The organism is Chitinophaga eiseniae, from assembly GCF_900167135.1.
Taxonomy (GTDB): Bacteria; Bacteroidota; Bacteroidia; order Chitinophagales; family Chitinophagaceae; genus Chitinophaga; species Chitinophaga eiseniae.
Window position 1 is genome coordinate 360496 of sequence record NZ_FUWZ01000003.1, and the last position, 19462, is coordinate 379957.

19 protein-coding genes are annotated in these 19462 nt (G+C 51.8%); 16 read left to right on the plus strand and 3 right to left on the minus strand.

Going from position 1 to position 19462, the window contains the following annotated elements; all coding sequences use genetic code 11:
- Positions 1-250 precede the first annotated feature (250 nt).
- From B5D63_RS20450 to B5D63_RS20470, 5 genes are all read left to right on the plus strand, one after another.
- Complete coding sequence (locus B5D63_RS20450) at positions 251-430, plus strand: hypothetical protein (RefSeq protein WP_235021595.1); 180 nt, start codon at positions 251-253, stop codon at positions 428-430.
- Positions 431-610: 180 nt separating this feature from the next.
- Entirely contained in the window at positions 611-1555 is a 945-nt protein-coding gene (locus tag B5D63_RS20455) for a hypothetical protein (RefSeq protein ID WP_078670705.1), read from the plus strand.
- Between the two features lie 12 nt (positions 1556-1567).
- Positions 1568-2362, plus strand: a complete 795-nt coding sequence (locus B5D63_RS20460) for a helix-turn-helix domain-containing protein (protein WP_235021596.1) — start codon at positions 1568-1570, stop codon at positions 2360-2362.
- Between the two features lie 82 nt (positions 2363-2444).
- Positions 2445-2864 carry a DoxX family protein gene (locus B5D63_RS20465; protein WP_078670706.1) on the plus strand — a complete coding sequence of 140 codons (420 nt, stop codon included), beginning with the start codon at positions 2445-2447 and terminating at the stop codon, positions 2862-2864.
- Between the two features lie 2 nt (positions 2865-2866).
- Positions 2867-3223 (plus strand): cupin domain-containing protein, encoded by a 357-nt coding sequence (locus tag B5D63_RS20470; RefSeq protein WP_078670707.1) that lies wholly within the window; start codon positions 2867-2869, stop codon positions 3221-3223.
- A 34-nt stretch (positions 3224-3257) separates the two neighbouring features.
- On the opposite strand, the gene B5D63_RS20475 is transcribed toward B5D63_RS20470, so the two are convergent.
- Positions 3258-3506 (minus strand): hypothetical protein, encoded by a 249-nt coding sequence (locus tag B5D63_RS20475; RefSeq protein WP_078670708.1) that lies wholly within the window; start codon positions 3504-3506, stop codon positions 3258-3260.
- A 240-nt stretch (positions 3507-3746) separates the two neighbouring features.
- Here B5D63_RS20475 and B5D63_RS20480 point away from each other — a divergent pair, with 240 nt between their 5' ends.
- The 11 genes from B5D63_RS20480 to B5D63_RS20530 all read left to right on the plus strand — a co-directional run bounded on the left by B5D63_RS20480 (position 3747) and on the right by B5D63_RS20530 (position 17173).
- Positions 3747-4955, plus strand: a complete 1209-nt coding sequence (locus B5D63_RS20480; protein WP_078670709.1) for an acyltransferase family protein — start codon at positions 3747-3749, stop codon at positions 4953-4955.
- Positions 4956-5044: 89 nt separating this feature from the next.
- Positions 5045-5806: a polysaccharide biosynthesis/export family protein gene (locus B5D63_RS20485; RefSeq protein WP_078670710.1), complete on the plus strand. Its 762-nt coding sequence runs from the start codon at positions 5045-5047 to the stop codon at positions 5804-5806.
- A gap of 11 nt (positions 5807-5817) precedes the next feature.
- Positions 5818-8184, plus strand: coding sequence for a GumC family protein (locus B5D63_RS20490; protein WP_159456094.1), 2367 nt, complete (start codon positions 5818-5820; stop codon positions 8182-8184).
- The gene (locus B5D63_RS20495; protein ID WP_159456095.1) at positions 8177-9523 is read left to right on the plus strand and encodes a flippase; all 1347 of its coding nucleotides are present in this window, start codon (positions 8177-8179) and stop codon (positions 9521-9523) included. Before B5D63_RS20490 ends, B5D63_RS20495 begins: the two co-directional genes overlap by 8 nt.
- Positions 9520-10227, plus strand: coding sequence for an FkbM family methyltransferase (locus tag B5D63_RS20500; RefSeq protein ID WP_078670713.1), 708 nt, complete (start codon positions 9520-9522; stop codon positions 10225-10227). The genes B5D63_RS20495 and B5D63_RS20500 overlap by 4 nt, the downstream gene beginning before the upstream one ends.
- Positions 10218-11186 carry a hypothetical protein gene (locus B5D63_RS20505; RefSeq protein ID WP_078670714.1) on the plus strand — a complete coding sequence of 323 codons (969 nt, stop codon included), beginning with the start codon at positions 10218-10220 and terminating at the stop codon, positions 11184-11186. Before B5D63_RS20500 ends, B5D63_RS20505 begins: the two co-directional genes overlap by 10 nt.
- Positions 11187-11216: 30 nt before the next feature.
- Positions 11217-12647 carry a hypothetical protein gene (locus B5D63_RS20510; RefSeq protein WP_078670715.1) on the plus strand — a complete coding sequence of 477 codons (1431 nt, stop codon included), beginning with the start codon at positions 11217-11219 and terminating at the stop codon, positions 12645-12647.
- Positions 12644-13747, plus strand: a complete 1104-nt coding sequence (locus tag B5D63_RS20515; RefSeq protein ID WP_159456096.1) for a glycosyltransferase family 4 protein — start codon at positions 12644-12646, stop codon at positions 13745-13747. Before B5D63_RS20510 ends, B5D63_RS20515 begins: the two co-directional genes overlap by 4 nt.
- On the plus strand, positions 13744-14499 hold the full coding sequence (locus B5D63_RS20520; protein WP_078670717.1) for an FkbM family methyltransferase: 756 nt from the start codon (positions 13744-13746) through the stop codon (positions 14497-14499). Before B5D63_RS20515 ends, B5D63_RS20520 begins: the two co-directional genes overlap by 4 nt.
- A 27-nt stretch (positions 14500-14526) precedes the next feature.
- Complete coding sequence (locus tag B5D63_RS20525) at positions 14527-15912, plus strand: undecaprenyl-phosphate glucose phosphotransferase (protein ID WP_078670718.1); 1386 nt, start codon at positions 14527-14529, stop codon at positions 15910-15912.
- Positions 15902-17173: a WcaI family glycosyltransferase gene (locus B5D63_RS20530; protein WP_078670719.1), complete on the plus strand. Its 1272-nt coding sequence runs from the start codon at positions 15902-15904 to the stop codon at positions 17171-17173. Before B5D63_RS20525 ends, B5D63_RS20530 begins: the two co-directional genes overlap by 11 nt.
- Here the strand turns inward: B5D63_RS20530 and B5D63_RS20535 are convergent.
- Both B5D63_RS20535 and B5D63_RS20540 read right to left on the minus strand, forming a co-directional pair.
- Positions 17127-17963 (minus strand): FkbM family methyltransferase, encoded by an 837-nt coding sequence (locus B5D63_RS20535; RefSeq protein ID WP_078670720.1) that lies wholly within the window; start codon positions 17961-17963, stop codon positions 17127-17129. The two genes, B5D63_RS20530 and B5D63_RS20535, sit on opposite strands and share 47 nt — an antisense overlap.
- Positions 17964-18207: 244 nt before the next feature.
- The gene (locus tag B5D63_RS20540; protein WP_078670721.1) at positions 18208-19458 is read right to left on the minus strand and encodes an NAD(P)/FAD-dependent oxidoreductase; all 1251 of its coding nucleotides are present in this window, start codon (positions 19456-19458) and stop codon (positions 18208-18210) included.
- Positions 19459-19462: the final 4 nt, after the last annotated feature.

Genomic DNA, 19462 nt, shown 5'->3' on the forward strand with positions numbered 1-19462 from the left:
CATAAAAATTCAAAGGAATGACACCGGATCTCCGGGGAATTAACGCTTTTCCCTATCTTCGCCCCAAACCTATGTCATGAAAAAAGCCTTCGACGCCTTGTAGCACCAAATGTGTTTACAAGTGAGCAAACTTAAAATCCTAAAAACAACTGACCATCGGAGAACGTACAATCTCGTAAAAAAAGAAATGTACGCCGCATGCCCACGTTGCAGGTGGCATTCCATCTTCTACAAAGACTGCTGCGAGGATATGTTCCGAGCCATGTGGTATGAGGAAGACGGAACAGACAAGCCCGAAAAGCTGAAATACAATTATCATCCCAACTGGAAACTGGTATCCAAAAACAAGAAACAGTGGATGAAAAAAAGATTCCTGACCCAACGGACGGACTACGGTAACAATACCTACACCATCCGCTTCGGCTGGTAAAAACAGTAAGCCTTACAACCGTGCGGTTGTAAGGCTTTTTTATCCCCCGCAACACCACGATAAGAAAATCAAAATAAAACCCGACATTTACACCGCCGGAGCATGATTCCCAGTCCCACCCGCGGGTGGAGGGTATTTTTCTCCCGCCTGTCAACCATTTCCGATAGTAAACGATCACCCATGAAACCATTCCTGTCGCTTTGTCTGTTATTATGCCTGGCAGCCGGCGCCCGCGCCCAGTACAAGCTGGACAGTATTATCCGCAACACCAAAACAGCCCGGCATGTGCGTATTCCGGGCACGCATCTGTATATGGTACCGCCGGCGCAATACACCATCGCCAAAAACTTTATCGGCCTCCATCATAAAGAGAGAGGCATGATCAATGTGTATGACCTGCCGGGCGGTAACTTCTATACCAACGCCGCTTCTTTCAGCAAGGCCGCTTTCGTGGAAAAAGGCGCCACGGTGTACGATTACCAGGAACTCAACATCGACGGCTACCCCGCCAAGTTTGTGGCGGCACAGGGCGCTCCTACGCATATCACGCTCGGACTCGTTTTCGGAGACACCACCTTTTCCACTTCGGTGATGGCGGTATACCCTACCGGTAACGAAACCGCCCGTAAGGAAATGCTGGCCTGCCTCCGCAGCATATGGTACGATCCGCAGCAGCCAATAGATCCTTTTGAAACGGCCAATTTCACCATTGACACCAAAGAAACACCCTTCCGTTTTTTTAAATATGCCGCCAGCCTGTATATTTATACGGTCAACGGGGCAGACACCAAAGAGGACCCCGACGGCCCGTTTGTGATGGTGGCCCAGTTTCCCAATGACAACACGGCGCCTCCTAAGGAAATTGCCGCGATGATGGTCGGTAAGTTCAGAGAATATGGCCTTACCGATCCTGAAACCAAACAGGAAAGCAGCGACCGTATCAATAACAACGAAGCCTACCAGGTGGAAATACAGGGGCAACTCAAAAACAAACCGGTGACCGCCTATTGCTGCGTGGTCATAAAAGGCGATCAGGCCATCGTATTACAGGCCATCAGTAAAAAGGATACCACGGGAGACCTGCAGCATTTTAAAAAAATGGCTTTCTCCATACAGGTTAAATAACTGTTTTCATTTATGCCGATGATCACCATTGCACCACTCGACCAGTACCCGCTTCCGGACAAACCACGCCGCGTAATGCGGTATGTGCTGTTGTATTGCCATACCGGCTCACTGGTGATTTCCGTTGATCACCGGGACTTCACCCTGCAGGCCGGTGACGTGATCACCATCACCTCCGGCCAGATACACCATATCCGGGAAAACAACCAGGCAACAGGCTACCTGCTGGAATTTTCCCTTGATTTCTTCTGTAAAGACGATAACGATATAGAACTGATTTTCCACAATGGCCTTTTCTGCCATTTTGCGATGAATGAAGTGATACCCGTCGGCAGCGACGTGGCAGACAGGCAACTGGCACTGATACACGAAGAAGTGGCCCAACAGCCCTATCAGTACCTGATCTCCGTACACAGCCGCATCACACTCATACTCGTGGCCATCAACCGGGCCAAAGTGCAGCGGGGCGATGAGATCTGGAAACCCGACGCCCTGTTTCTGCGGTTCCTGGAGGCAGTAAGGAACAATTTTGAACACAACTATACCCTGAAGCAACTGGCTGCTCTCCTCGGCACCACAGAAGCCAAACTCAACGAACTGGCCCGCCTGCATGCCGGCAAAACCGCCCAGAACGTGATCTACGGCCTCGTTACCTCGGAAGCCAAGCGGCTGCTGACCTATGGCGATCTTACGGTAAAAGAAGTGGCCTATAAACTGGGCTTCAACGATCCCTTCTATTTCTCCAACTTCTTTAAAAAACAAGCCCGGCTGTCTCCCAAACAGTATAAAGAACAATACGCCCTGTAAATGTTACATGTTTTTTACAGGATTCTCTATTCTCTAACCCCTCCTGAAAAGCCACCTTTGTACTGTCAAAAACAAACAGTACATGAAATCATATCAGGACATCGCCGCACTGCTGCTAAGGCTCTCACTGGGAGCCGGCTTCCTGTCGGCCGTAGCCAGCAGGTTAAACCTCTGGGGCAGCCGCTCTTCCGGCTGGCATAACTTTCTGCAATACACGGCACAGGTCAATTCCTTCGCCCCTCCCCGGATCATCCCCGCCATCGCCGTAGTGGCCACCATACTGGAAGCCTCGCTGGGCATTATGCTGCTGACAGGATACAAAACCCAGCTGGCCGCCGTTATCGCCATGGGGCTCACTTTGTTGTTTGCTCTGGCCATGACTTATTCCTACGGGCTGAAAGAGCCGCTGGACTATTCCGTATTCGCCTTCAGCGCCGGCGCTTTTCTGCTGGCCACCATTCCCTCCTATCGCTGGAGTATTGATCAACTTTTAAATTCATAATCATGCATACAGACATCCAACATTACATTACACACAGCAACCAGCAGGACTGGCAGCCACTGATCGAAAAAGGCATTCACTATAAAGGCATTTTTGTAAAGCCATTGCGGTATGATGAAGCCAGTCAGCGTTCGAAAACGATCCTGCTGAAATTTGAGCCGGGCGCTGTTTACCCGTACCACAATCATCCTGCGGGGGAAGAAATTTTTGTCTTAAGCGGAGAAGCGGTATTGGAACAGGCTACTTTGACCGCCGGAGACTACCTGTATACACCACCGGGATTTAAACATTCCGTTAGCAGTCCTTCCGGATGTACGCTCTTCTTTGTGATCCCTGAAGAAGTGGAGATACTGGGATAATATCATGTCGCCCTGGCGTTTGGCGCCGGGGCGTTTACCTGTTACTAAAAGCGTCGAAAGCAGCTTTCGTATAGGGTGGTTCCATTTTAAAACGGTATACATGCACCAGCTGTTCTCCTCCTGAGGAGAGATCATACAATGTCATGGTATAAGCGCCTTTTTCGTCTGCCCAGTCGTACTGCAACACCTGCCGGACCAACGTCTCCACTTCCAACGTGGAATTACAGGTAGCGGTATAGCGTATGGTTTGTTCAGGCCCTCTGAAGTCGATCCTGTATTTCATGCTCACCTATTGAAGTTCAGACCTTCTGCTTTCTTTTAATAAATGATATAGATTTGCTCCTTTAAAGATACATAATCTTTTATTTACGGCACACACTGCTTATTCATTTTGTTCACTTCACTTTTATCCAGATTTTTTCGTTCATTCAACCACCGTCATACTATTGCATTTTTTTTCTTGTTAACTTCCGTATCCTATGATTTAAAGCCCGTTATTGATTAACCTCTTAACCATCTTTCTATGGCGAAGACCCGTCCCCCTGTTGTCCCGGCCTATTTCCACAGTCTGGATGCTTTCAGGGGCATCGCGGCCGTGATCGTCGTACTCTTCCACTGGCAGATGTTCTTTTATCCGAACGATGTATTTACGCTGGGGGGAGAATTAAATACCGAACTGCCTTTTTATTCTGCTTTGTCTCTGTTTTATACGCATGGCATGGTGTCGGTAGATATATTTTTTCAGTTATCGGGTTTTATCTTTTTCTGGTTATATGCTGATTCCGTAGCGACTGGCAAAACGGATTTCAGAAAATTCTGGGTGTACCGCATATCCAGGTTGTACCCGCTCCATGTGGCTACATTGATAGGAGTGGCTATTTTACAGCCGGTGGTATTACAGCGGCTGGGACATTATTTTGTGATACAATATAATGACGCCTATCACTTCTTTTTAAATCTCCTGTTTGTACAAAACTGGGGATTGGAAGTAGGGCCTTCTTTTAATGCGCCTTCCTGGTCGGTATCGGTGGAGATGTTTCTCTACCTGCTCTTCTTCCTCCTTTGCAGAAAGAGGTGGCACACCAACAAGGCTCTGCTGTTGCTGATGATCCCGGCGGGAGCCGTCATGCAACACTATGGCTTTCTCATTGGGAAAGGTGTATTTTCTTTCTTTCTCGGAGCGCTTTTATACTATATCTATAACTACGTTCTCCGGCAGCGCAACATCCGGACTTACTTCCGGGTCATCAGCGTGGTGACGGTTATTCTCTGGACGGTGGTCATCATGTCTTACTACTTCTTTCCTTTCTTTGAACAGGCCTGGTACAGCCATATCGGCAGGATTCGTCCCGGACTCAGCGCAGAGCAGTCCGCCAATGCCTATGGCGTGGTCAGAAACCTGCTATTCCGGGTCACCGTGGCCCCCTGTACCATCCTGTCTTTGGTATTGCTTGAAACCGTGATAGGTCCCTGGCACCGCCGCTGGTCAGTACTGGGTAACTGCAGCTACGCAATCTACCTGCTGCATTTTCCTTTGCAGATAGCCACCGTGCTGGTGATGCAACTGCTGCACCTGGACCGCCGGTTGTTGCTTCATCCTCCGGTGATGATAGGCTTTATCAGCATGGTTGTGCTTCTGAGCTGGATCGTGTACTATTATTTTGAACAGCCGGCGCAGGACAAAATCAGGCAGGCCACCCTGCCGCGGCGCAAAGGCGTATTGGCATCCTGAAGTTTATTAAGTCTCCGTGAAAAGCACGGATGAGCTTCAATATATCAACTAACAATCCGTAGTTCTCATTAAAAGCATCAGGTACCCGTATGCAGTCATTTCGTGTGACCTTGCTGGTCCTGTCCCTCTGGTTGGCAGGATGCACCGGCAGCAGGAAAATAACTTACTTCAACGACATAGCTGCCACTACCGGCTACGACCCTGTCGAACGGTATCCACAGCTGAAAATCCAATCGGGAGATGTCTTACAGATCATCGTCAGCACCCCGGACAAGGATGTCACACAATTCTTCAACCCTAACCTCTCCGGTTCGCCCGGCCCGTCGGGAACGGGCGTGGATCAGGGATACCTGGTGGACAGCGCCGGATTTATCCGGTTGCCCATCGCCGGCAAAATGTATGTCAGGAACAAAACCACGGCGGTGATCAATGAGGAAGTGACCACCGAATTATCCAAGACCCTGAAGAACGTGTATGTGTCTACCCGCATGGTCAGCTTCAAAGTCTCGGTGCTCGGGGATGTGGCACGCCCCGGCTCCTTCAGGATAGGCGCCGAAAGAGCTTCTATCCTCGACGCGCTCAGTATGGCCGGAGATATGAACACCACCGCCGACCGGAAAGATGTCATGATCATCCGTGAAGTAGACGGTATAAGACATTATACCTCGCTGAACCTGAACGATAGTAAGACGACCCTGAACTCGCCATACTATTATCTGGCCAATAACGACGTGGTATACATTAAGCCCGGTCCGGGCAAACAGTTTCCCACGTCGCGGCTGGTGCAGCTGCTGCCGGCGATACTCAGCGCCATTTCGCTGGCTACCACCATCATTCTTCTCAGTAAATGAAAAACTATCCCATGGCACCGCTTAAAGCAATACACAACCGGCCTTCCGCCATTGATATAGGCGACCTTTTCCGGAAGATGCTCTTTCACTGGCCTTTATACCTGCTGGCCATCCTGCTGGCCGCCGGAGCGGGATGGGCTTACCTGCGGTACACGCCCCCCTCCTATATGTCGTCGGCACGCCTTTACCTGAAAGATGAAAAGAAAGGCGGCGGTGAAGAAGCGGATATGCTCAAATCCCTTTCCCTGTTCAATAACGGCAAAAACATGGAAAACGAAATGGAAGTGCTGCACTCCCCCATCCTGCTTCAGCGGGTCATCAGCAGCAATCATTTCAATGTCCGGTATTTCACGCCGCAACACCTGCAGGATAAAGAATGGTATCCGAAGTCGCCCGTCGTGATACAGCTGCTGAGCGACAGCTCCCGCACCGGCAACTATGTCTTTAACGTTACCCGCGTCCGCCAGGACTTCGACGTGGAAGCACGCATGGGAGAAGGCAAAAACAAACACACCCTGCATTTTACAGTCGCCCCCAATACCCCCTTCTGCATCGGGAAAGATACCTTCGCCCTGCAATCCGGCACAGTATCGCTGGCCGAATCCGGCACCTGCCGCATAGAAGTAGATTCAGCCATAGAGCAGGCCTACAAATCGGTAGAGGATATCACCACCGCGCTGGTCAACCGCGACGCCACCGTGATCGTTATCACCTATAAAGACCCGATGGCACAACGCAGCGCCGATTTCCTCAATGCGCTGCTGGACGAATACAATGACTACACCCTCAGCGATAAAAACAAAGCCGGCGTTAAAACCATTCACTTCCTCAACACCCGCATAGACTCCCTCAAAGAAGAGCTGGGCCTGCTGGAACGCTCCGAAGAACAGTTTAAAGTACAACGCGGCATCACCGACATCGACGCCAGCTCCAAACTGGCGCTGGAACAGGTGAAAGACGCCGACATCAAACTGAACGAAGCCAATCTGCAAATGGCGGTAATGGACCAGGTGGAACAATACATCAACAATCCGGACAACCGCACGCCCTTTACCCCACTCACCGGCAGCGTAGACCAAACCCTTACCGGCATGATCAACCGCTATGAAGAAGCCCTGCGCGAGCAAAGAAAACTGTCGCTCGCCGTACAGCCTTCCAGCTTCCTCATGGAAAACCTCAACGCACAGGTAACCGCCGCCCGCGGCACCATCCGCGACTATATCAGCGGATACCGCCGCAACGCAGGCGTGGCACAGCAGACCGTTCAGCGCAAGGTCAACGCCATACAGGGCAAGATAGCCAGTATCCCTTCCTACGCCCGGGAATATGTCAATATCAAAAGACAACAGAGCGTGAAGGAAAACCTCTACCTCTATCTCTTAAAGAAAAAGGAAGAAGCCTCGGTTACCTTTGCCAGCAATGTGATCGATAACAAAGTCATTGCTCCTGCTTTTGTACCGGAAAAACCCGTAACGCCCAAAAAACCGATGATCTTCATCAGCTTTGTGGTATTGGCCGTCATCGCTGTCAGCGTCTACGTATATATTAAATACTTCCTCAATCCCCGGATACTCAGCCGCAAGGAAATTGAACAGGTATTTAACCTGCCGGTGATCGCCGAGATCTTCCAGCAAACAGAAGGCACGCGGGACTTCTCCCTCAACAATCACGCGGTGCTCACCGAACAGATTTTTAACCTCCGCACCAACCTTCGCTTTCTGCTGGCCGATCACAAAGGTCCCGCTACCGTAATGCTCACCTCCAGCATCTCCGGAGAAGGTAAAACCTTCCTGTCGGCACATCTCGCCAATTCTCTCACCGTCAATAACAAGAAGGTGGTGCTGCTGGAAATGGACCTGCGTAAACCCAAACTGTCCAGCTTCCTGGGCATGGACTACAAAATCGGTATCACCAACTACCTCGTCGGCAACAAATCCATGGATGAAATTATCCGCGAGGTACCAGACGCCAACAACCTGTACCTGGTGTCTTCCGGCCCCGTACCACCCAACCCGATCGAGCTGATAGAAAGCCCGCGCATGGTGGCTTTGCTGGCAGAACTAAAAAACAGGTTCGACTATATCATTATCGATACTTCACCGGTAGGCATCGTATCAGACGCCAAAAGCATGGCGCCGTATGTAGACTGCACCCTGTTTGCCATCCGGTACAACTATACCCATAAAGCGAGACTGGTAGCCATGGAAGAAAGCCTGAAAGAAACCTATTTCAGGAAGAAAGGACTCATTTTCAACGGCATTATTCAGGACACTTTTTATCCATACTACTATTACGGTAAATATTCCTACGATGAAGGTAAAAACCGTAAGAGCAGCTGGACGACCATCTTCAAAAAAACAGCGAGACGAATTGCGTAAAGTATTTGAAAACAGCAGCTGGCTGCTGATCGATAAAATCAGTAAGCTCTTCCCGGGCATACTGGTGCTGGCCCTGATGGCACGGCACCTGGGACCGCGCGTGTTCGGCATATGGAATTACACCATCGCCTTCAGCCTTATTATGGCCAGCATCGCCATACTGGGAATGGACAAACTGGTGATCAAAGAACTGATGGCGGAAGAAGAAGAAACGCCCCGTGTGGTCAGCACCATCGCCTTTATGCGGCTGACCGCGGCGCTGGTCTGTATGGGCGTCAGCATCATCCTCGTCCACCTGATGAACCCCGACCCGTTGTATCTGCTGTGTATCACTTTCTCTTCCTTTACGGCCCTGTTCCAGTCCTTCGATGTGATGGACGGCTTTTACCAGGTCAGCAACAGCCTGAAAAGCGTGATCATCCCCAAAGTAACGGTGTTCCTGCTCTTCAGCCTCTTCAAATGCGTGGCTATCTTCTGTGACGCGCCGCTGCTCACCTTCCTGTGGCTTACGCTGCTGGAGCTGGTGGCCACCTACGTATGGATAGTGGGTAAATACAGCCTGCAATTCGGGCCGCTGTCGCTGCGGCAGGTGAACCTGCGCATGGCCAGGCGGCTGCTGGGCGACAGCTGGGTGCTCATCATGGCCAACCTGCTGGTAGTGCTGTTTATGAAGGTCGACAACATATTGCTCAATATCCTGTCCACACCGGAGGAGCTGGGCAACTACGTCGTAGCGGTACGTATTTCCGAGTTATGGTACGCGCTCCCCACCGTGGTATCCACCGCCATGCTGCCGATGCTGTTCCGTAAAAAAGAAGAAAACCCAACCGCTTACCTGCAGACACTCGGCAGGTGGCTGCGTATCTCGGGCCTCATCAGCCTGATGCTGGCCACCGTCATCAGCCTGTCGGCCGGCATGTTGATACAACTGCTGTACGGCGCCGCCTATTCCACCGCTGCCGGTATCCTCCGTATCCATATCTGGTCGGCCATTCCGGTGTTCCTGATGCTGGTCATGGTACAGTATCTTTTTGTAGAAGGAAAATATAAACTCTACCTGTACAGTAACATGGCCAGCCTGATGATCAATATCATTGTCAATCTCCTCCTGATACCGCACATGGGCGGAAAAGGAGCTGCCATTGCCACCGTGGCAGCGTACTTCAGCGTATACATCCTGATGGTGGCGCTGGACAAAAGCGGACAAGCATGGTCACTCACCTGCGGGATGATACATCCCGCAAGGATATACAACGACCTTACAGATATCAGTCATATCCTGCGCAAATCGTGGAACAACTATTTGTTTAGTAGTTCCCACAAATCTATTAACCCATGAATAAGCTAAAAAATATCATTAAAAGGCTCCTGGCCGCGCTCTTTCCACGGATGCGGTACCGGGTGGTGGCTTACAGTTCAGAAGGGGAAGATCTTATCCTTAAACGTATTTTCAGCCAAAAGAACAAAGGGGTGTACGTAGATGTAGGCGCCCATCATCCTTTCCGTTTTTCCAACACCTACCTGTTTTACAAAAAAAACTGGCGGGGTATCAATATTGATCCGCGGCCTGGTATGCAGGCGCTGTTCAACAAATACCGGCCCGGCGACACCAACCTCGAAATGGGTGTTTCCGGCGTACCGCAGGAACTTACTTACGCCATCTTCAACGAGCCGGCGCTGAACACCTTTTCCGCTGAAAAAGTACAGGAATACACTGAGAAACCCCATTACCAGGTGATAGACCGGAAGAAAGTAAAAACAGCGCCGCTGGCCGATGTGCTGGACCGGCATCTTTCCGCCGGCACGCCCATTGATTTTATGACGATAGATGTGGAGGGCATGGACCTAGAAGTGCTGCAGTCCAACAACTGGGACAAATACCGGCCGTCCTATGTACTGGTGGAATCGCAGCCGTACGAACTGGACAAGGAAGACTGTGAGGTACTGAGTTTTATGCGGGAGATGGGCTACAGCCTCTTCGCCAAAACCTGTTATACCTATTTTTTTAAAAACAGCCGGTTAAAAGGCAATGAATGGTTATGATGCACACGCCTGTTTTGTTACTGATCTTTAACCGCCCCGATAAGGTGCGGGAACAGATGGCCTGCCTCCGGCGGCAACAGCCTGCCAGCCTGTTTGTGGCGGCCGATGGCCCCCGTCCCGACAGGCCCGGGGAAACCCTTCAGTGCGAAAGCGCCCGGCAGGCCGTTTTGTCTGCCATCGACTGGCCCTGCAGCGTGCAAACCCTTTTCCGTTCCCATAACCTCGGCTGCGGAAAAGCTGTCAGCAGCGCTGTCAACTGGTTCTTTGAACACAACGAGGAAGGCGTCGTGCTGGAAGACGACTGCCTGCCGGACCCTACTTTTTTTTCCTTCTGCACTGCTATGTTGCAGCATTACCGGCATGACCCTGCCGTGATGCATATCAACGGAAGCAATTTCCAGTTTGGCCGGCAACGGGGCACAGCCTCCTACTACTATTCCCGCTTTGCCCACGTATGGGGCTGGGCGTCGTGGAGAAGAGCATGGCAGCAATATGATTTCACGCTGCAGCGCTACCTGGGAATGTCCGCAGAAGGGCTTAGCCCCACCCTGAAACATGACATGAAAGCCGTATATCATCAACAGCTGGACACCTGGGATGTACAGTGGTTTCTCAGCGTATGGTTTAACCAGGGCTGGACCATCACCCCCAATGTAAGCCTGGTACGTAACACCGGTTATGGTAACGGCGCTACGCACACACTGCATGAACCCGGCTGGTTCAGGAAGATCAACTACGGACAGCTGCCCGTCATCACCTATCCGGAGGAACGCCGCATCGACGAGGCGGCCGACCGGTATGCCGCCGAAGTGATGTATTCGCCCAGCCGTTTTTATACTACCATGCGGGACATGATCAAGGGCAGTCCTACGCTGTTGCGGTTATATCAGCGACTGATGCTTAAAGACAATACAGCAGCATCAAAAAACATCAAAATATCAAAATATCAAAATAGATAAATAAATAAATAAATAAATAGATAAATCAAGATGGACGCCGCTTATCTCGACCTCAGAAGCAGTAACCTTTTCGTGGAGATCTTCAAGGAAACAATGCCCTTGCTGATCGCCGCGTGGTTACTCGTCGCTTATCACCGGAAGCGGATCAATATCCTCGACATGCTGCTGTACGCTTTTGCCACCGAAGCATACACCGTTATGATGATCGGGCCTACCTTCAACGCCTCCTTTTTTGTGGCGCTGTATCTCACCATCGAACAGGGACACCAGGTATTGACAGGCAGGCTGCGCATCCGGAGGGAATACCTGCTGTTGCTGTTGTTTCCCCTGATCTCACAGATGCTGGTGATGATGGTAGGTCAACTGTACCAAGATCCTTTTTCCCTTTCCGGCTCCTCCGCCGCTTATTTTTTCCGGCCCGTTTACTTCTACCTGAAAAATTACCTGCCGATGTTTGCTATCGGCTCCCGTATCCTGCAGGAACGGGACAGTATCTCTTTCGAAGGGATGCTGCGCACCATGAAAAAGATCGCACTGTATTCCGCCGGCGTCGGCGTGCTGCAGTTATTTGTACAGGCAGTGCTGCATAACGACGTCCTCGGTGAATTACTGGGCCTGCAGCAGCGGTATATGCTGGAACAGATCAATGGTCCCCTGGGCGTAAGGATACAGGCTTTCTTCGCCGAGCCGAAAGTTTTTTGCGCTTTTGTTTCCCTGACAATACCCGTCTTTTTACGCGACCGCAACTATAAATCGGCCTTCTGGGTTTTCCTGATGGCCGTGCAGACATCCTCCCAGACTTTCTGGATCAATATGCTGTCGGCCGCCATTGTGTTTATGCTGCTACAGCCTATCCGGCTGGTGCGCTTCAAGGCGCTGGCCAGTCTGGGAGTGATTGTTTGTATTTTCCTCAGTATCGCCTCCGCCAAGGATGTGCTGATGCAGTACTATCTGAAGAACCGGAACCAGCCTATTTCACGTATGCTGCTGGAACGGTCGCTCAGCAGGTACGATACTCAGTACTGGCAGCCCAACAACCAGGTGCTGGGTATTCCATTGCAGCGCGATATGGAATTGCCGGTAGTAGATTTTCTCAGAGACCACCCTTACCTGTTGTGGACCGGCTACGGGCCGGGCAACAGCACTTTTATCCCCGGCCATTATTTCTCCGGGCAGCTGCGTTATATGCAGCAGCTGGAAGGCGTGGGCGGTCACAACCTGAACATGCGCTGGTTTTATATCCTGGCGGAGTTCGGCCTTTTCGGCCTGCTGCTGTTCTTTTTATTGCTGACGAGGGCCGACAGACAGCTGCCGCCCTTTCAGCGGAACTACCTCGTGTATGTGGTAGTCTGCTTTTTTTTCAGCCAGATCGACTTGTTCCTTCTCATGACGGCCATGTTATGTCAACCGGCGCCGGAAGAGGAAGAGGCTGGTCAGCCCTTGTTAATAGGAGAGCAATGAGAATATATCTTGACAATATCGTTTTTTCAATTCAGCAGGCCGGCGGTGTTTCGGCCTACTGGCTGGAGCTGCTGAATGGTGTTTGCCACAGCGGCCTGCCCGTCTACCTGCTGAATGCCAACCATGCCTCGGCTAACGTTTTTGAGCGGCAGATCGCCTATCAGCGGTGGCCGTGCATACGGGAGAGCATGCTGCCGCGGAGCGTGCTGCGTTACCTGCCGCTGCGATGCCGGCTTCCCGCCCGTGCCATTTTTCATGGCGGCTACCTGCGGGTGTCTCCGCAGAAAGATGTACTGAACATACTCACCGTGCATGACTTCGCACATGAACGGAAGCTGTCCAGTCCCTTTCCCCGCGGTCTTGTCAATATCCGGCAGAAAGCCTACGGCATCCGCAAAGCAGACGGCATTATCTGTATCTCCGACAGCACGCGGCAGGAGCTGCTGCATTTTTATCCGCAGACAGATCCGGCCAAGATCACCGTCATACACCATGGCATCAGCGACGACTTTTTCCCGCATGTGCTCACCGCACCACCGGGATTGGCAGCACACCTCACCCAGCAGCCTTTTGTATTGTATGTAGGTGGCCGCAACCACTATAAGAACTTCCGGGCGGCCGTAGAAGCCGTCGCACTGTTGCCGCAGCCTTACCGCCTGGTAGCTGTGGGTGGCGGGCCGCTCACCAAAACAGAAACCGCACTGCTGCAACACCGTTTACCCGGCCGGCACCAGGTATTGCCTGTTGCCACCAACCAGGAACTGAACTACCTGTACAATCAGGCTTTCTGTTTGCTCTATCCTTCCGTTTACGAAGGATTCGGATTCCCGCCGGGAGAAGCCATGAAAGCGGGATGCCCCGTCGTAGGCTGTAACCGGACTTCCGTACCCGAAGTAGTGGGCGACGCCGGGCTGCTTACCGCCAACCCGCATGCCGAAGCCTTCGCCCTCAGTATCCGCCGCCTGGAATCCCGCCCCTTCCGGCAGCATATCATACAAAAAGGGTATCAGCAGGCCAGCCTCTTTTCCTGGAAAAAAACCATTACAGCAACCATTCGCTTTTATCATCATTGCTGGAACCATAAATTCTCGGAAACATGAATATCCTGTTTAAGCTGGCGGATGCCGCCAGAGTAATGATCCGCTCGGGGAGGGGGCCCGGCGCCTTCCTCCAGGGAGGGGCATCCATCGCCTCTACACAGCTTGTCTACAATTGCAGCCACTACATCCCGTCGCTGCATACTATCCTGGACGTGGGCGCCAACAAAGGACAGTTTGCTCTCGCCGTAGCACACCGCTACCCGCAGGCACGCATCTACTCCTTCGAACCGGTACCGGACACCTACACACTGCTGCAGCAATATACCCGGAAAATATCCGCCATCCGGGCGTTCAACTTCGCGCTGGGCAGCAGCGATGGTTCACTGGAGTTTTATAGCAACGCATATTCCCACGCGAGCTCTGCATTACAGGTATCGACAGCACAAATACAGCTGAAGCCTCAAACCGCCCACACCCGCAAAATGGCCGTCCCCGTAAAACGGCTCGACCAGCTGCCCGACATCCGGCTCAAAAGTCCCACCCTCCTGAAACTGGACGTACAAGGCTTTGAACGGGAAGTGCTGCGTGGCGCCACTACCTTGCTTCCGCAAATAGACTATCTGTTGTTTGAAACTTCTTTCATTCCCATGTATGACGGTGAACCTTTGTTCGATGAAATGCATCATTTCGTAAAATCGCTCGGCTTTGATTTTATAGCGCCTGTCGGGTATCTGCAATCCGACAATCTACGTATCCTGCAAATGGACCTGTTGTACCAGAAACGAAATGACCAGTCAAATACCGGTATGTGATTACTAACAGTTTATGCATTTGTGCTTATGAAAACCGCGCTTAATGTACCGCTACTGCTCAGGCAACTTGTTGACTGCCTTATTCTCACCCTCGCCTTCCTGCTGGCCCTGGAAACCACAGGCGCATCCCCCTATCCGGCGAACATTCCTGTATGGTGTATCAGCACCATCAGCTGGCTCGCCACCGGTCTTTACCTGCACCTGTACGACGATTTCCGCTCCCGCCCTTTCTCCTTTGAGTTTATGGCGATCATCAAAACGCTGCTGCTGCACGTTTGTATCCTTACCTTCATCCTATTTTATTTCTTCAAATTCTTCCATGCTCCCCGCGCCTTTATCGGCGTATATAGCCTATATATCCTTATCGGCATGATGTTCTCCAAAATCCTGATCAAAAAATTATTTCTCCGGATCAGGACCAATGGTTACAATGTAAAAAATATACTGATCGTAGGGGCCGGCGAAACCGCCATGCATTTCCATGATACCATCGCCACCAACGATCATTTCGGTTACCAGTGTATTGGTTTTGTGGACAATATTCCCAACCAGGCGCTCAACGGCAAGTACCTGGGTCCGCTCTCCTCCCTCGGGCATATCCTGGAAAATCATGAGATCGACGATGTGGTGCTGGCCATCCCCGAAAGCAGCCGCGAAGAAACAGAAAGCATCATCGTAGCCAGTGAAAAAGCTGCCAAACGGGTAAAAATTATCGCCAGCTGCTATCAGCACTGCACCTCCACGGTAAGCATGAGCCTCTTCGGTAATTTCCCGGTGATCACCATCCGTTCTTCCCCGCTGGACCACACCGGTAACCAGCAGCTCAAGCGGCTGTTCGATATTTGTTTCACCCTCTTTTTACTGGTTACGTTCTCGTGGCTCTTCCTGCTGATCGCCGTTCTCGTGAAAATAACCTCTCCGGGACCAGTTATCTACAAACAGGAAAGGTGGGGACTGAAAAATAAAAAACTGACCATTTATAAATTCCGGACCATGACCATTAACAGCGAATGGAACAGCGACGGCACCTACCGGCTGACAACCCGCAACGACCCGCGGGTAACACGGATAGGCAGGCTGCTACGCCATACCAACCTCGACGAACTGCCCCAGTTCTTCAATGTGCTGAAAGGCGATATGTCTTTCGTCGGTCCGCGGCCACACGTAACCCCCATGCACCTGGAACTGCAGAAAACAGTACAGCACTATATGCTGCGCCACCTGGTGAAACCCGGTATCACCGGCTGGGCACAGGTAAACGGCTGCCGCGGCGAAAGCGAGCAGCTGGACCGCCAGCAGCAACGCATCAATATGGATAACTGGTACATCGAAAACTACAGCTTCTGGCTCGACTGCCAGATTATATTCCAGACAATTGTGAATATGATTAAAGGAGATAAAAATGCCTATTGATAAAAACAACAAGGGCAAACGTATCCTGATGATCACCAGTAATTACGCGCCGGAGCCCAACGGCGTCGGCAAGTATAACGGAGAACTGGTACAGTGGCTGGCAGATAAAGGATATGATTGCACCGTACTCACAACTTACCCCTATTACCCCGACTGGAAGATCAGCAGCGCCTATCGCCCTAAAAAATATTTTTTCTCCCGGGAAACTGTTGTCGAAGGAGGCAGGCCCGTCAGTGTGTACCGTTGCCCGCATTATGTACCGGTACAGCCTTCGGGCAGCAAACGCGTACTGCAGGACGTCACTTTCAGCCTCGCCGCCTCAGGGAAAATGCTGCACTTACTGCTGCAGCGGCGTTTTGATGTGGTGATCTCCGTTGCCCCCTCTTTCCACCTTGGCTTACTGGCTGCCGGTTACAAAACCCTGCGGCGCTCCCGTTTTATTTACCATATCCAGGACATGCAGATAGAAGCTGCCCGCAACCTGGGCATGCTGCGTTCATCCTGGTTGCTGCGGCAGTTGTTCCGGCTGGAGAAATATATCCTGCGGCGGGCAGACGTGGTGTCCTCCATTTCTCCCCAGATGGTCAGCAGTATTGCCGGCAAAGCAGCGCGGGAAGTACGGCTTTTCCCCAACTGGGTAGACGTGGCGCGGTATTACCCATTGAATAACCGCAGCGCACTCAAAGAACAGTTTGGATTCTCTGCCGGGGAAAAAGTGGTCCTGTATTCCGGCGCACTGGGTGAAAAGCAGGGACTGGAAACTTTATTGCTGGCAGCACGGCAGTTGCAGCAACGGGCACATATCCGTTTTGTGATCTGCGGTGATGGTCCCTACCGGCAGCAGTTGGAAGCCCTTGCCGCCGAATGGCAGCTGTCACATGTTCGTTTTATGCCGCTGCAACCGGCCACCCGCTTCAACGGGTTTCTGAATATGGCGGACCTTCACCTGGTGATACAGAAAGGACAGGCCAGCGATCTCGTGATGCCGTCCAAACTCACCACCATCCTCGCAGTGGGCGGAGTGCCTGTTGTGACGGCCAACGAAGGCTCAGGCCTACATGAACTGATCAATCATCACCGTATAGGCATTTCCGTAAGAGCAGACGATGCTGTGGCATTAAGTGAGGCGATTGTGCTGGGACTGGAAGGAGAAAACAGCGTGATAGCCGCCAACGCGCGCAGGTACGCGCAGGAGCAGCTGGCCATCGATCATATCATGGAACGTTTCGAACGGGAGATCCTGTGGGGGCCGCAGGCCTGATAGCCACGATATTCTGGAAAGAAAAAATCTCATAGTGTGCGGGGTGATATTTGCCAAGTGGTTGTAATCCGTCCGGCAGCAGACGATAGAAGTGATATCCCGGCAGCAGGTCGATGATATCTTTAAAGAAAGTACGGGAGATGACATTCATCTCATTAAACTCTATTTGTATCGCACTCACCCTGCCTTCGGCGATACAGTGCCGGGCGCCTTTCAGCACAGGCAGCTCATGTCCTTCGGTATCAATTTTCAACAGGGCGATTTGATCAATCTGACGGGAAGCTACAAATTCGTCCAGCGTAGTTTGAGTGATCGCTACCGCCTCTGCCACACCTTCATGCAGCGTTTCAATCACCTCGCGGTACATGCTGGCGTGCTCGGAACCGCCGGCGCCGGAATAGTCATAGATAACCGTTTCGGCTTCCTGGTCCCCTGCCGCCATCCACACGGGTGTGAAATCGTTTTTTATGGCGCAGGCTTTCAGCTGCTGGTAAGCTACCGGATGCGGTTCAAATGCGTAGATCGGCAGATGTACATCATACTTTCGCAGCATTTCAGAATAGTGACCTACATTGGCGCCAATGTCGAATATGACACCGGAAGAGAGCATGTCCCTTCTTTTCAGATAGCGGATAAAAGCCCGTTCACCGGAAACCCGCTCATTTTCGTGGTTCCTGATGCCCAGTCCCCACATGCTGATTTTGTAAACGATGAGGTGTAGGGGATAAAATAATTTTCTAACAAACAAAAAGACAAACAACTGTTTGCCGGCACGACCAATTCTGTGCATATGTTTCCGGTATTAAAGGGTAAAATGTTGCAGCCGTCAACGCTTGTTGAAGATACATCTTCGGAAGGACAAATACTTATTCATTTTGTTCATTCCCCAAACCGCTCAATGCCTTATTCACCGGGCCAAACAGATGATCTTCGTCATAACGGCCACATCAATGAGAAGGACTCCTTATAAACACAAAAAAGCCTTTAAACGGGGTAGTTTAAAGGCTTTTTTGTTGTTTCATTTTTGCGGGCTTTCACCGCTTAAACCTTTCGGGGTGGAAAGGTTGCAGGTCCATCGACGCCGGCTGTCCGGCCACCAGTTCAGCCACCAGTTTTCCGGTAGCTGCACCGAGGCTGATGCCCAGCATGGAGTGACCTGTAGCTACTGTTACATTGGGATACCGGGACAGGTTGCCGATATAAGGCAGACCATCGGCGCTGCAGGGCCGGTAGCCGTACCATACCTGGTCCGCCGGGGGCACCGCCATATCAAAGCCGGGAAAGTACCGTTTCACCGAATCGAAGATACCCTGCACGCGCCGCATCCGCGGAGGTGTATGCAACGGGGTGATCTCCATCGTTCCCCCGAAGCGGATTTTGTTGCCATCGAGGGGAGAGATAGCTACCCTGGCTTCGCTGAGGATGATGGAATGATGTACTTTGAACGGTGTATTTTCAAACGTAACAGAATATCCTCTGCCGCCTACCATGGGGATATCAAGCTTCAGTTCCCTGGCGAGGGCGGAGCTCCACACACCGGCGGCCAGCACTACATGATCGGCTTCCAGCGTGGCAGCAGCGGTACGGATACCGGTGATCCGGGTGCCAGTGGCTGCGAAGCCGGTCACCTCCTGATGCGGGATAAACTGTACGCCCTGTTTTTCCAGGTAAGTCAGCATGTTGCGCATCAGCAGATTGGGATACAACTGCGAATCGCCGGGGAAGTATACTGCGCCCAGCGCTTCCAGCGTCATCCCCGGTTCCATTTGCGTGACCTCTTCCCTGCCAAGCACGCGGGCTTCTATGCCCAGCGCCGCGGCCTCTTTCACCGTTTCATGTGCATGATGGGCGTTCTGTTCTGTCTGGAACAGTTCCATCATACCGATGGGCGCATAGGCAAAATCCAGGCCGGGCACGGTAGTCCACGATTCATACAGCTGTTTGCTGAGCAGCGCGATGTCGCGCAGCGGAGCCGCCGAGCGTTCCACATGTTGCCGGGTAGCGCTCTTCATAAACTTCAGGCCCCAGTTGACCAGCTCGCGGTTGAGCGATGGCTGTATATAAAACGGGCTGGACGCGTTCAGCATCCATTTAAGGCCTTGCCGCACAATACCGGGAGTAGCAAGCGGCACGAAGTGGCTGGGACAAACGTATCCCGCATTACCGTAAGAACAGCCCTGCAACATATCTGTCCTGTCCACCACCGTAACGCTGTAGCCTGCCTGTTGCAGGTAATAGGCGCTGCCCAGTCCGATAATACCGCCGCCAATGATAATTACTTTCATAGTC

Excerpts from the sequence above, each read along its gene's own strand:
- B5D63_RS20530 (WP_078670719.1), top strand. The coding sequence starts at position 15,902 with ATGCCTATTGATAAAAACAACAAGGGCAAACGTATCCTGATGATCACC.
- B5D63_RS20540 (WP_078670721.1), bottom strand. The coding sequence starts at position 19,458 with ATGAAAGTAATTATCATTGGCGGCGGTATTATCGGACTGGGCAGCGCC.
- B5D63_RS20490 (WP_159456094.1), top strand. The coding sequence starts at position 5,818 with ATGGCACCGCTTAAAGCAATACACAACCGGCCTTCCGCCATTGATATA.
- B5D63_RS20510 (WP_078670715.1), top strand. The coding sequence starts at position 11,217 with ATGGACGCCGCTTATCTCGACCTCAGAAGCAGTAACCTTTTCGTGGAG.
- B5D63_RS20465 (WP_078670706.1), top strand. The coding sequence starts at position 2,445 with ATGAAATCATATCAGGACATCGCCGCACTGCTGCTAAGGCTCTCACTG.
- B5D63_RS20520 (WP_078670717.1), top strand. The coding sequence starts at position 13,744 with ATGAATATCCTGTTTAAGCTGGCGGATGCCGCCAGAGTAATGATCCGC.
- B5D63_RS20470 (WP_078670707.1), top strand. The coding sequence starts at position 2,867 with ATGCATACAGACATCCAACATTACATTACACACAGCAACCAGCAGGAC.
- B5D63_RS20460 (WP_235021596.1), top strand. The coding sequence starts at position 1,568 with ATGCCGATGATCACCATTGCACCACTCGACCAGTACCCGCTTCCGGAC.
- B5D63_RS20455 (WP_078670705.1), top strand. The coding sequence starts at position 611 with ATGAAACCATTCCTGTCGCTTTGTCTGTTATTATGCCTGGCAGCCGGC.
- B5D63_RS20450 (WP_235021595.1), top strand. The coding sequence starts at position 251 with ATGTTCCGAGCCATGTGGTATGAGGAAGACGGAACAGACAAGCCCGAA.
- B5D63_RS20500 (WP_078670713.1), top strand. The coding sequence starts at position 9,520 with ATGAATAAGCTAAAAAATATCATTAAAAGGCTCCTGGCCGCGCTCTTT.
- B5D63_RS20535 (WP_078670720.1), bottom strand. The coding sequence starts at position 17,963 with ATGCACAGAATTGGTCGTGCCGGCAAACAGTTGTTTGTCTTTTTGTTT.
- B5D63_RS20515 (WP_159456096.1), top strand. The coding sequence starts at position 12,644 with ATGAGAATATATCTTGACAATATCGTTTTTTCAATTCAGCAGGCCGGC.
- B5D63_RS20525 (WP_078670718.1), top strand. The coding sequence starts at position 14,527 with ATGAAAACCGCGCTTAATGTACCGCTACTGCTCAGGCAACTTGTTGAC.
- B5D63_RS20480 (WP_078670709.1), top strand. The coding sequence starts at position 3,747 with ATGGCGAAGACCCGTCCCCCTGTTGTCCCGGCCTATTTCCACAGTCTG.
- B5D63_RS20505 (WP_078670714.1), top strand. The coding sequence starts at position 10,218 with ATGGTTATGATGCACACGCCTGTTTTGTTACTGATCTTTAACCGCCCC.
- B5D63_RS20475 (WP_078670708.1), bottom strand. The coding sequence starts at position 3,506 with ATGAAATACAGGATCGACTTCAGAGGGCCTGAACAAACCATACGCTAT.
- B5D63_RS20485 (WP_078670710.1), top strand. The coding sequence starts at position 5,045 with ATGCAGTCATTTCGTGTGACCTTGCTGGTCCTGTCCCTCTGGTTGGCA.